We start from the raw sequence: 15,442 nt of genomic DNA on the forward strand, positions 1-15,442 counted from the left end.
GGCGAGCATTAATGGCGACACAGTGAATGTTAATGTGAGTTACCAAGGCAGCGATTCGAGCTTGACCATGATGACGCTCTTGCCCGTTGATAGAAATGTGAGCGATAACATCATCTGGGCTGTCATCAAAAATAGTGTTAAATACTCTGAAACGATCAACGTTACAGTAGCTGATGTTGTGAATCCGCTTGCGCTAGCTAATCTTGGCGCACGCGTTACTGATTCAAGCATTCTTGATGCCGAGCTATTCGCCGAGTTTATCGGTCTTAGCGACATCTCTAGTGATACGGTCACCTTGTCGTTGTATCGTAGTGAACTCGTCAGCAATCCAGTTACGACGATAACCGCATTGGAAAACAGCATTGCAGAGGTCAATACTTCTGCTGTTGCCTTTGCTGATTTGCAAAGTACCGAATCTAGCAATATATCTATTGAGCAAATCCAAACCTTGTTACCAACCCAATATTTGGCGGCGAGTTTGATCGGCGAATATCAAACAGCCCTAGCTAATAACATTTGGGATACACCATACGATGTTCAAAGTTTGATCGCTACGGTAAACAGCAATAACGTGGTTGATTCCGATGGTGACAGTATTTTAGATAGCATCGAAATCGCACAGGGTTCCGACCCACAGAATATCAATCATCCTATTTTTGATGGTGCGGGTGATTTAGATAGTGATGGCACCATAAATGCGCTGGATACAGACATTGATGGTGACGGTCAACTTGATGTCAATCAGTTGATGGTACAAGTAGGTAGCAATGTCTTTAATGGTACCAATGACATTGTGCCATTGCGTTATGCTATCGACGGCACTTCGGCGGATTGTAGTGAAACTTTCACACCGTCTGAGCGTTTAGGGGATCTTGCCTTATCGGTTTACGGTGGTACTAATTACACCTGTAGCGCTTGGAAGAGTAATCACGAAAGCAAAATTAATCGCCAATACTCAGTGACCCAATCGATTTCACCGTCTCTTAATCCTGCGTTATCTATTTACACCATTGGTACTCATCAACTTGCGGGTAATAGATATTATGACGAGTACTTTACTGTCATGCCGATGATTTACCTGGCAGACGATAAACCTTATCACGTCTACCTAGTCAATCATGATGGCACGCAATGGCTAGCACAGCATTACACCACGGTAAATCCAGAATTTATTGCCAATGATCGCTGGGTACAATTGCCGATTTCTCTCGGTCAACAAACCCAAGATATGCAATTTGTGGTAGTGCCTGATGACACGCCGCTTTTTGCCTCCGATTTAGTCAGTGTGCATGCTGATGCAAGCAGCAGCAATGCCACTGAGATCCGATTTAATAGCTTCTTGGCATATCAAACTTGGCAGTACCGTTTAGATGGCGGAGATTGGGTAGAAGGTACTGGTACCAAGGTTGAGTTAACAGATTTAGCTTCGGGCTTACATCAAATCGAAATCGCCTTGTTTGATGCTAATGCTCAGCAGATCGCCGCAACGGATCCGGTAGAGTTTGAGCAAGTCGACCTGCATATTCTTCAGCATGACAACATGGTGACGATTGAGGAACACAATATCATCAATTATGGTCAGGGGGAGACCATTGTCTTACTACCAAGCTCTGGGGTGCTAGGTAGCACTAATATATACACAACATCGAGTACTCAAATTGAATATCCACTGTCATCTACTTTGCTGTCAAAAGTCTTTGACCTTGATGATAACGAATATGACGTGGTTATCACTGGTCGTCGCACCTACAAAGGATTGGCTGGTGCCTACACCCATGCGAACTCTTTTAACGATTTTATTTTGACCTCGGCGGATGTGAACACCTTCGAGTTGTCGGTTGACCCAAGCAGTTTGTATGCATTGCCAACGGGCAAAATCTACGATTCAGGCCTCTTAGCTGTCAACCTTGTTTCTTCTTCCGGTTTGTTGGTTAAACAAAAAACATTGCGCATAGCCTTCACTTTGCCAACCTCTGATCTAGATGGTGATGGGATTGAAAATGGGGTCGACCTTGATCTCGACGGCGATGGTGTCAATGACGATATTGATGCCAATGCGTACTCCGTTGATTCGGATACCGATGGTGATGGTATGGGGGATGGATTTGAAACCACCTATGGATTTGATCCATTAGTCAATAATAATGATGAAACCGCCGATTTGGATGGTGATGGTTTTACTAACTTAGTGGAATATCAAGATGGTTCTGATCCAAGCGATGCGGCCAGTTATGATACCGACCACGATGGTATTGTAGACAGTGTGGATGCCGAACCAAGCGTTTGGAATAATCTAGCGACGGGTGAAAATCGATACTCAAATAGTATCAGTTCCGACCACACCATGAATCACTATTCAAGTCCTGCTTTGACAATTCAAACCGATGTGCATCAAATCAATAAAAACCTACACGATCCTAATGTGAACGCGTATCCAAACCCGGCGTTTCAATTTATGACCTACAACGCTTACACGCCGGTGTTCAATGGTGCTTATGACGGTGTTGTTTGGCAGGAAGAAGATACGACGGTTATTTATTACACCGAATTCAATTCTGATGGAACAATTCGCCGCACGTTATCGCTACCAAATCCATCAAGCTTGACCTTAAGCATGGTTGCTGACAACGGCGCAGGCGAAGTGATTTATATCGTGGCTGATGCGAATGGTAGTCCAGATAAAGTGACGCCATCTCCTGTATTTATTACGCACTATGATCTCAATGCGGATACAATGATTCAAACTAAATCCATAGATGGAGGCCCCAATGGGCTTAATATTTGGGCGTTGACCGATAACCCTTATCACACACCTGATAAAACGTGGTTAATACCAAGTAAAATGCATTGGGCTGGTGACAAACTTGCGCTAAATGCTCCGGTGGCTTATCCCAAGGGCAATGATGGTATTAATCATCAGGGCGGCAGAGGGATGATCATTGATGTTAACACGTTAGAGGTTGTTAAGAATTATGGACAATTAAGAGGTCATCAATTTGGGGCGAGCGTTGCGTACGATCCTGATGGATATTTCTTATTCTTAAGTACTGGCGACAACGTACCGCGCGGTTTGGATATCGTGAAGCTCAATGAAAATGAAAAAATAGACATTCCGATGCATCGCATTAAAACCCTACATGCCAACACGCCTAATAACATGTGGGGTGAACCAGAAGAAGTTTATGAAGCGATTTCCTCAGAGCTTGAAACTTTCTACACCTGGTCAAATGATAACTATGTTTACATGCAGCAAGGTGATCTTGTGGTCATGGATGACAGGTATATTAGCTTTAGTGCCGCCGAGAAAGGACTCAATAGTACTGAGATTGGTGGCATGCAAAACAAAGCCTACAACTTGATGGCAACGTCTGTTTCCAAAGACACAAGTAATGGCTTGACTTATTTGTCTCATGGCGAGCACGAACGCGAATTTTATTATGATGCGATCGGCAGAGCAGCCCTTCAAGAGAATAAACATACCCTTTGGTTCACTGACTTCACTGATCCTGAACATAATGTGTCCCGCGTGAAACCTGTGCGTATTCACAACGATATGATTTTTGTATTAATGGAGATCTGGGGCCGTTTGGACTACAAATACAACGCCTACATGATATTTGATAAAGAGTTGAATATCATCATGCCATTTACACGTATGGAAGGCGCTTTTATCACAGGGAAAAGCCATGAAATGCGCGTTGAAAACAACATTATTTATGGTTACGTAGGGTTTGATAACGACAATGGCACTAGTCGACTACAGCGTTACAAAATAGAAGTTAATCCGACTGTGCGTAACGACACTGACGGAGATGGGTTCACCGATTATCATGAGATGTTAATCGGCTCTGACGCCAATAATGTGAATAGCCCATTAGTGGATGGTTCAGCTGATTATGATAACGATGGGGTGGTTGATCATAAAGATAACGATATCGATAACGACGGCATTTGGAATCTACACGACAGTGACGATTACGATGTGAATACTGATTGGGACGGCGATGGCTTAACTGACGATTATGAAACTCTCAACGGATTAGACCCTTATGATGTCGCTGACGGTGGCATTGACAGCGACAGTGATGGTATTCGTGATGCCGACGAAATCAATAATGGTTTGAATCCGAATGATGCCACTGACGGCAAAAATGCTGATACAGACAACGATGGTTTTAGTAATGGTCAAGAAATCAGAGCGGGTTCGGATCCAAACGACGCAAATGCTTATGATGAGGATATGGATGGGGTCTTGGGTATTAACGATCTTGATGACACTAACCCTCATACTGATACTGATGGCGATGGCTTGAGTGACCTTGTTGAAACCCAATATGGTTTTGATCCGACAGATGCATCGGATGTCGATTTAACCCTCGATAGTGACAATGACGGTATGCCTGATATTTGGTTGCAACTTCAAGTTAATCTGCCTGAGCAGGGCACCATGAGTGTGTCTCAATGGGAAATGGCACTACGGTTATTCACGATTGCGCCAGAAGTGATCAACACCGATTTCATTAATCAGTCTCGCCAAGTCAACCTTGATTTAAGTGATTTGAGTGGTGATGTGTCCTATGAATTCATTACCCATTTATCACAAGATGAATCTAACACGCTAACTCTGCTTGGATGGAGAAACTTAGATGAAGGCATTAACACCAATTGGACTATTCGTTTCGAGCAAAAAAATGCCACTTTAGGCGCAACCCTATTTGGTGGAGGCGATTATACTTTCGCTTCCGTTAATGGTCAGTCAGTTGCTAGCCCTTACGGTGAGCCAGTCCATTTGGTGATTATTGGCAGAAATGGCAAAACCGAAGCGTGGGTAAATGGCATTCAAGTGGGTGAGATCAGCGAAGGTGCCTTGTTAATCAATGACCCAAGCACTCCACTGGGTATCAATGATGGGAAAGTGTCTGGTACTGATGGGATTTATGCCTTTGCTGCATATAATCATGCGCTAAGCCAAGATGATATTGCCTTATTACACAGCAAAGCCATGAGTCATTATTCGGATAGCGATCTTGATGGCGTTTATGACATGTTCGATCCTGATGATGATAACGATGGTTTTGATGATGTTAACGATTCTTTCCCACTCGATTCATCAGAATGGGCCGATGTGGATGGTGATGGCATTGGCGATAATGCCGATAACAACCTCAACGATGGACCACTTTCTGACACCGATGGTGATGGTATCTTAAATAATGTTGATCCCGATATGGATAACGATGGCATCAGTAATGATATAGAAATAGCAGCAGGTTTTGACCCTTATGATACAAGCGATGTCGATTTCTCAATTGATGCGAATAACGATGGATTTGCCGATATTTGGTTAACTTTACAAGCAGCGTTACCTAGTGCCGGTGTCCCGGCTTGGTCTGCACATATCGCTGAGGCCAATAATCCGCCTGAAGTGGTGGTCGATACCTTTGTTAACCAAAATTCACAACACATGCTCAATTTAAGCGGCCTTGCTGGGGATGTGTCTTACGAATTTATCGTGAATTTCGTCAATGATCCAAATAATTCATTGGCGATAATGGGTAATAGTGCCAGCAATTGGAGTTTGCGTTTTGAGCAGTGGAATAACACAAATAAACTCGGTTTAACCCAATATGGTGGTGGTGATTATACCTTTGATGCTGTATCTGGACAGTCGGTTACGTCTCCTTATGGCGATCGCGTGCATCTAGTTTATATCGCTCGTGGTGGCGTTACTGAAGTTTGGGTTAATGGCGTGCAAGTGGGGCAATTAACTCAAGCGTTATTAATTAACCACACCAGTGTGCCACTTGGCATTATGGAAGGCGCAGTACAAGGCGATGAAGGCATATATGGTTTTGCAGCCTATAACCATGCGCTTTCTGCTATCGAATTGAATTCGGCCTATGAAAAAGCTATGGGCATCGACCAAGACACCGATGGCGATGGCATCTTTGATCGTCTAGACCCTGATGACGACAACGATGGCTATCTTGATAATGGCGAGCCAGACATCACGGGTTATGGCACAGGTCAAGTGGTGGCAAATGCACTCCGTCAAATCAATTTACGCATAGCAAACAATCAAAGCGTCGATGAAGCCATCTTGATGAACAGTGAAGACATCTCTAATGTCATCGTTGCCAACATAGCCGCTTACAATGTTGAATTTTCAAGCGTGGGTAGTTTCACAGCGACAGCGCAAGTACAAGATGTGATAGACCGCGTTAATGCCTCTGTTGCTGTTATGGCGCAAATTGTAGGTTACGCCGACATTAATGATGCTTCTGAATTAACGGCTGAAGCATTGTCTGATGTGATAGGTCTGATGAACGTGCAGGCGGAAAGTATTGTAAATTACCGCTACTTCATTGCGCGTGAAGTTGGTACGAATGTCGATAGCATCAGTAAATTGCAATCGGTGATCACAACGGCAAACAGCGTACAGACCCAAGTTGATGAGATCAGTCAATATGCCGCGAGCAATAACGCCACCGGCATGACGATAGCGATGCTGCAAGCTATCACTGGTTTGACTGTCAATACCAATAACTTGAGTCATTACAAAGTATTTGTAGCAGAGAGTTATGCGGCTGATCTTAGCGATATTGCGAGTTTGCAAATCCTCATCAATGATGCTGATGCGTTCGCACTCGATCCACAATGGATTGTGACAGGGCAAGCCGTCGCCAATAATATCGCGGGTGCAACTGTGCGCATGTTTGAAATTGAATCGGGCGCTAAAGCAACCGATATAACGCATACAGTAGGTACCACAGACGCGAGCGGTGCCTTCACCATTGCGATTTTGCCTACGCAGTTACCTGTGATGATGGAAGTTACAGGCGGCAGTTATGTCGATGAGGCCACGGGTATGACCCTCAGCAGTGGTACCTTAACCGCATTATTGCCTTCGGTTGCACGTCGTGATCAAGTGACTATCTCTCCGTTCACAGAAATAGCCGCGCAATTGGCCGCCACTAACTTAACCGTAACAGGCATCAATGCGGCAAATGCGCTGGTTTCTGAACAGCTACTCAGTAGTATGGTCGCGGATGATGTATATCGTGTTGCACCAAGTCAAATGGACGGAACAGGTACCGATATAGAGCAAGGCTACCGCGCTGCGTTGGTGGGGCTGTCTGTATTGGGTGGTGGTAAGCCACTAGCGAGTATGGTCACTGACTTTGTTACCGATTTGGCCGATAACAGTTTGGAACCAGCCACCGCTAACGCCTTATATCTTAATACGCAAACTTGGTTGCGTCGCCATGGCTTAATGACTATTGCGTTGAATGCACCTACCTTTGGATTGGATGCAGCCGCACAACAGGCAGTGACTGACATTTTAACAAACGACAGTATCTTGGCGTACTTCCCGCAAGTGCTGCAAACCAATATGGGTACGATTGATCTCAATGCCTTGTTATCGGCTTACCTACCAACCGGCGAGGCGGCGAACGTAAGTGTACTGAATGGTGATGTCCTAACACCAGTCAGCGGTGGCATGTTAGATACCGCCGCTTACACCGCAGGTGCGCAGCTTCAAGTGAGTGTTGAGGTAGACGGTATTTCGCGTATTGAAAATATTGTGATTAAACCAGTGACTACCCCTGTCACTGTCACAGCCAGCCTCGGTGATATAAATAATGGTAAGCACAGTCTGAGCGTTAATAGCTCAGATAATCAAACCTATCAGTTAACCTCTCTTACACCTACGGTCTTTAGTGTTACCAATGAGCTACTCACCGTCACGAATGATGGCGTGGCGCGCATTGCGATTACCGCCGCTGATAACACATGGGAGCATGTGGTCGAATTGGATGTGTTAGCACCAAGAACAGCGCCAAATATCTTATGGCAGCTTGACTCGAATGGCGATCTGCAAATAGCAAGCATCACGGGTGATAACACGAATGTTAACCTGAATTATCAAGGTATGGATAGCAGCTTAATTTTACTCTCCACCTTACCCGTAGACCGAAGCGTTAACGACACTATTACGTGGTCAGTTATCAAAAATGGTGTGCATTTCTCTGACGTGAACAGCCTAAACGTGAGTGATGTGGTCAACCAACTCGCCACTGCTGATTTAGCTTCGCGTATCGCCGATAGCAATATTGCGGATAGTGATGTATTTGCGCACTTTGTTAGCCTCAGTGGTTTTGATAGCACACCTGCTGTGATCAGCTTATATCGCCGAGAATTGGTAAATGCTTCGATTACGACTTTGGCAGCACTAGAGAGTGAGATTGCTACGATTAATAGTTTTGCAACAGCGTATGTTGAACTTGAAAATGCTGATAGAACCATTATCACAATGGAGCAGTTAAAAGCCTTGCTTCCAAGCCAATATTTGGAAAATAACTTATTGAGCGACTACCGGACTGCATTAGTTAATAATGTGTGGAATACGCAAGATGAAGTGCAAGCCCTGTTGGTTGAAGTGAATAACCAGTATGGCGTTGATAGCGACGGCGATGGCATTTTAGACGGTATTGAAAACGGGCAGTTTACTGATCCGAATGATGCGAACAATCCAATCTATCTAGGCCAACTCGATGTCGATAATGACGGCATAACCAACGCTATGGATACCGATCTCGATGGTAACGGGACGCTAGACAGTGAACAGGTTATGGTCAACTTAAGGTCTGTTGTCTTGGCGGGTAATACCAACTTTGTATCGACTGAGTACAGCCAATCTATGGCGGGTTGTCCTGATACCTATAACCCGACTGAAGCGCTAGGCAATATTTCTCTCGCCATTATTGATAATCAATTTGATAACGGATGTACAACCTTCACACCTTGGTACACCAACACTAATTTCCCTGTTACGGAGTTCATTAGTTATCAATTGAATAAAACGATTCCGATTTACCAGATCGAACCGAGTCAAAATTCAGCAACAATACAACAGTATCCAGCGATTTACCCGATGCTGTATTTACCAGAAGACGCGGATTATGACATCTATCAATTGACACTGATTAATGGCACTTGGCAGCAAACTAAGATTATGTCCATACGAGTCGATGAACTCCCTACCAATAACTGGTTGCTGATTGATCAAAATATTGCGCAGCAGACAGAAGCATTAACGTTAATGGCGGTGCCAGCTAATACAGATATGACTGAGCGTTTGATATTTGATCTCGAATTAGTGCAGTACAGCCACTCTGAAATGCGTTTAACTTTCGAAAGTCGAGTTATTGGAGATCTCAATTGGCGCTACCGTGTCAATGGTGGGGATTGGGTTATGGCTAGTGGTACCAGCACAGTATTTGATGGACCCGATCTCGGTAACTATGTTGTCGAAATGAACCTCTTAGATGCTCAAGGACTGCCAGTGGCCAGCGTCGGCACACTGACCGCGACGGGTGAACTTTATTCAATAGAAACCTTAACTCACCAAAATTCACTTACGTTTGAACAAGCCAATTATTCTACTGGAACCAATTATTATACCGTCGTGATGTTAGCCGGCGACAGATTGACAAGCCCTGACGAAATTGTTGTGGATAATTGGGGATCTGCTCATCATAAAACACAGACTGAATTTACAGTAGAGTTAAAAGATGACAATGGCACACCGTATTCTGTCACCATGATAGGTTACCGTGAGTACAATACGCATCCAACAGCGATTAACTCCGCTTCACACCCAGGCTTTACCATTGCGGAAGGCAGTACAAGCAATTATTTCCACTTGTCATTGGATACCACCAGTTTCAGTGCCTTACCAACGGGCATGCATTACAACAGTGGCGCAATGACATTACGCTATGTCACGTCAGCAGGGCAAGAGCTGGGAATCTACCCATTAATTATTGATTTCACACTAGATTACAATGACTTTGATGGTGATGGACAAGAGGATGGTATTGATGTCGATATGGATAATGATGGCGTACCTGATCGCTTAGACGTCAATAGTTACAGCATGTTGTCAGACACTGATGGCGATGGCATGACTGATGGTTTTGAAACCACCTATGGCTTCGACCCACTCATTGCAGATGCGGCCACTGCCGACAGTGATGGTGATGGATTTACCAACCTTGTTGAATCGCAAGATGGTTCTGACCCGACTGATCCGTTAAATTTTGATACTGACCATGACGGCATTGTGGATAGTCTAGACGCTGAACCGACAGTCTGGAACAAGGCTGAAACGGGTGAGCGCTTAGGGATAACCGCTATAACGGGCACCCATGATCGTTCAGTCTACTCTACTCCAATGCTAGAAATTGTTACTGACGCGCACAGCCATAGCCAAGATATGTACATTCCTCACGAGGATTACCCGTACCCATTAAATCATCTGTACGCAAACTATATGCCCATTATTGCCTATTCACCCATTAAAAACGGTTCGAAAGATGGGGTAGTCTGGCAAGATCGAACATCAAAGGCGGTGTACTACAGTGAATTCAATAGTGATGGTACACACAACCGAACGATTACCTTACCGAACGCGTTTAATGAAATCCTCTTGTCTGCCGCGGGAAATGGTAGTGGCGATATTGTGTATGGTATTGCGGCGCTAGGTGTATCTGAGGACAAAGATGCGCCTTCTGCGGTGCGTTTGGTGCGTTATAACCTAGATACTGAATCCGTTACGATTAATCAAACTGTGGATACCAGTCGTGAAAAACTGGATGTCTACGGAATTGCTTCCAACCTTTATCCAAGCAGAATTTCATGGTCGGGTGACATGATAGGGTTAAACATTGTTCGTTATTATACCCGTATGGCCGATGGTGCTAACCACCAAGGTGGTACGCTCAGTGTCTATGATGCGAATACGTTAGATGCCGTTATCCATTGGGGACAAGTTGCGGGGCACCAATTTGACAATTCCACTATGATCGACAGCCAAGGGAATTTTGTCTCATTGACTATCGGCGATAATTATCCACGCGGTATTGATTTAACGCAGTGGAATAGCACCTCAAGATCAGGGCAGGTGCTTATGCGTTTCAAAACCTTGCATGGAACAGATTTGCGATACGGAGAATATGATGAGTATACGGAAATTTCAACCGACACCACAACTTACTATAAATGGTCAAATGATACTCAGATCTATTCAGAACTGGGCGGCGTGGTGGAAATGGATGATCGTTTCATCAGTTTCATGTCAAGCGAAAGGGGACTTGATAATCTCCTCACCGCGAGAGGACATAACCTAGCTCGTAATCTGGTGGCGGTCGCAACCGGTAAAAATACCAGTGAAAATAAATATTTAACTTTTGGTGAGCACGAAAGCGCAGAGTATTACACATTCTCTGGAGGCTACGCTAAGCAAGAACATCAAAATTTGGTCTGGCTGACTGATTTTAAGGGTATTCAACAAAATATTTCTCGTCTGAAAGCCTTAAAATTAGCGGATAACATCATTTTGCTGTTAATGGAGATACATACTTACGATGGCTATGACCACAGTGCTTACATGATGGTCAATAAAGATTTGCAAGTGTTAGTACCTATCACGCGTATGCATCAAGATATCAGCTTTAATCGTTCGCATGATCTTCGGGTTGAAAATGGGGTTGCCTATGGTTACAGCAGTGCTGACGGTAAATTACAGCGCTTTACGATTAGGTTAAATGGTGATCCATCTATTGATAGTGATAACGATGGTTATGGCGATTACTACGAAGAGCAACTTGGTTCTGATCCGAATGACCCGAACTCACCGCTTATGAATGGTGATATTGACACCGACAGCGATGGCATGCCAGATCACATGGATTATGACGATGATGGCGATAGCATTTGGGATAGAGATGACAGTGCTCCGACTGATCCAAGTTCTGACTATGATGGTGATGGGTTATCAGATGGTTACGAAACCAGCATGGGGCTTGATCCATTCAATAGCATTGATGGTAACACTGACACGGATAACGACGGAATTTGGGATGCTAATGAGTTGTTATACGGCCTTGACCCTAATGATCCAAGTGATGGTGAAAATATCGATTCTGACTTAGATGGATATACGAATGGACAAGAAGTGAGTGTTGGCACTGATCCATTGGATGCTAACGCTTATGACGGTGATGGTGACGGTGTGTTGGGACTTGTTGACATGGATGACGGCAACCCACATTCAGATACCGATGGCGATGGTATCAACGATATGCTCGAGACCAGCCTTAACTTTAATCCAACAGACCCGTTTGATATTGATTTCTCAATTGATACAGATAATGACAGTAGGGCCGATGTTTGGGAGAGTTTACAGGCGGCATTGCCTGCGCAAGGTGAGATGAGCATTAGCCTGTGGTCTAGTCACATAGAGCAAATGGCGACCCCTGCTCAAGCGCTGGTGTCTGACCTTATTAATCTTCCACGTCAGCAATCCGTCGATCTTAGCGGCCTTAGTGGTCAAGTTTCTTATGAATTCATTGTTAAATTTGAGCAAGACAATACTGGAAACCTTGAATTGCTTGGCTTAAGAAACGATGCCGAAGGTATCAATACTGGTTGGGCCATTCGTTTTGAACAACGCGATGGCAATATGGGGGCGACTCAATTTGGGGTTATGGATTATCAATTCACTCCTCTTTATGGCCAATCCATTGCCAGTCCGTATGGCGACCCTGTTCACCTTGTGGTGGTAGGTCGAAATGGCACGACCGAGGCCTGGGTGAACGGTGAGCTAGTTGGTAGGATATCGGCCAGTAGTATATTAATTAATGATCCTAATACGCCATTAGGCATCAACAGTGGCACTATTAGTGGTGATGATGGTATCTATGGTTTCGCAGCTCATAATTACGCATTGAGTGCCCAAGAGATCGAGCTTGCTCATAGTAAAGCGCTGAGTATTTACTTCGATAGCGATGGCGATGGCATTTATGACATCATTGACCCAGATGATGATAATGATGGTTATCTAGATAATGGGGAGCAAGACACCAGCGGCTATGGTACAGGTCAAGCGGTTGCCGGTGTGCTTGTCGATATCAATGATTTATTGGCCAATAACCTAAACATCGAAGAAAGCATCTTGGTTGACAGTGGTCGATTCATCAATATCACAAGCACTAACATGGCGCAATACAACATTGAGTTTGCACGAATCAGTCATTTTGATGCAGTTCACATGGTTCAAGCCGTCATCGATGATGTCAATGCCTCGGTAGTGGCGTTGAACACGATTGTTGGTTTTGCCAATACTAATGATGCTAGCAGCTTGAGTTTTGCTGATTTAAGTAGTGTGATGGGCGTAACAGCACTCGATGCCAATAATCATGCTTACTATCAAACCTTTATAGCAGCAGAGGTTGGCAGCAATGTCGATACTGCAGCTAAATTACAAACACTGATTGATAGCGCCAACGCCAGTCAATCCCAAATCGATGACATCAGCCAATATGCGTCAAACAACAACGCAGATGCCTTAACCATTGCCATGCTACAAGGCATTGTGGGCTTGACGGTAGACAGCAATAACCTGACTTACTACAAAGAGTTTGTTGTCGAAAGTACCGCTTCGGACATTACGGATTTGGCCAGTTTGCAACTTGTTATTAATGAAGCTGATGCCTTTGCACTCGACCCGCAATGGACAGTGACAGGACAAGCGGTGGCGAACAACATCAGCGGCGCCTCGGTGCGAGTGTTTGCAATTGAAGCGGGCGCCAAAGGCACTGACATTACTCACACTGTTGGTACCACCGATGTTAACGGTGCCTTCAGTATGGTGATAATACCAACCGATTTACCTGTCATCATGGAAATCACCGGCGGTGTCTACATTGATGAAGCAACGGGTATTTCACTCAATAGCGGTACACTCACCACAGTATTACCAGAGATTGCTCGCCGCGATGCCGTGACGGTATCCCCACTCACTGATATTGCCGCTAAACTTGCCGTGACGGATTTGACCGTGACAGGTATCAATGCCGCAAACGCTTTGATTACCAGCACCTTCTTAGATTCCACCAATGCCGATGATGTGTTTGCGATTGCGCCAGCGGCGATGAATGCCACAGGCGCAGGGCTTGCTCAGCAATATCGCAGTGCCTTGATTGGTTTGTCGGTATTGGGCGGCGGTGAATCCTTAGCCAATGTGACCCAAGATTTGGCGACAGATTTGGCAGACAGCACACTTGATACTAATACTGCTAAAGCCTTGTACCTCAATACGCAAACATGGTTACGTCGTCATGGCATGACAGATTTGGCGCTTAATGTACCAACCTTTGGCCTAGATAGCGCCGCGCAACAAGCCGTGGATACGGTCATTGCCAATGATCCTACCTTGGCGTATTTCCCTGAAATCTTGCAAACCAATACAGGCTCGCTTGATTTGACCACGTTACTTTCAGGTTATGTGCCAGCAGGCAGCAATGTCAGTGTCAGCGTCCTTGAGGGTGACAGCTTAACGCCACTCACAGGGACCTTCGATACAAGCTTGTACAGCAGCGGCGCGCAAGTACAAATCAGCGTAGACGTGGACGGGGTAGCGCGTTTAGAAACCATCACACTACAACCTAGCGCGACACCTGTTTCCATTACTTCAACCCTTAGCAACATCAATAATGGCTCTCACACGCTGACGGTGACCGCTTCTGATAACCAAAGTGTCACTATCGAAAGTCTCACCCCAGATATTGCGAATGTGTCTATTGACCAAATTAACGTGAACCAAGATGGTACCGCCCGTTTTGCGGTGACGGCAAATGACGGCACATGGCAAGAGGTGGTCAGCCTAGATGTATTGTCGCCTCGCACTGCGCCAAGTATTGGTTGGGCGCTCAATGCCAGCGGTGATTTGCAAGTGGCGAGCATTAATGGCGACACAGCCAATGTCAGTGTGAGTTATCAAGGTAGCGATTCGAGCTTGACCATGATGACGCTCTTGCCAGTCGATAGAAATGCGAGCGATAGCATTAGTTGGATGGTGGAAAAGGACGGCTTACGTTTCTCAACGGTAAAAAGTGTTGGCGTGGCGGATGTCGTTAATTCACTTGCAATGACCAATTTAATGGCTCGCGTCGCTGATAACACGGTTGCCGATGCGGATCTATTTTCTGAGTTCATGGGGCTCACGGCACTGTCAAGTGATGCGGCTATCCAAGGTTTATACCGCAGTGTATTAGCCAATAATCCCGTTACAACGTTAAGTGAATTACAAGCTAGCATTGCAGAGATTAACATCACTGGCATTGCCTTTGTTGACTTGCAAAACACGGCAAATACCAGTATTACGATTACGCAACTGCAAACCTTATTACCAAATCAATTTTTCTCGGCAGGTTTACTCAGCGACTATCAAACCGCGTTAGCTGACAACGAATGGAATACCGCAGATGAGGTTGAAGCGTTAATCGTCGTGGTAAATAATGCCAACTTTATTGACAGTGATGGTGACGGTATCATTGATGCCGATGATCCAGATCCCAACATGTGGAACATCCTTGCC

General features: G+C 45.0%; 1 pseudogene. It reads left to right on the forward strand.

Features of this window, described 5'->3' with window-relative positions:
- A pseudogene (locus tag F8B77_RS17560) lies at nucleotides 1-15,442 on the forward strand (hypothetical protein); the annotation flags it as partial.

The sequence above is a fragment of the Aliivibrio finisterrensis genome (assembly GCF_008933155.1).
GTDB classification, from domain to species: domain Bacteria; phylum Pseudomonadota; class Gammaproteobacteria; order Enterobacterales; family Vibrionaceae; genus Aliivibrio; species Aliivibrio finisterrensis.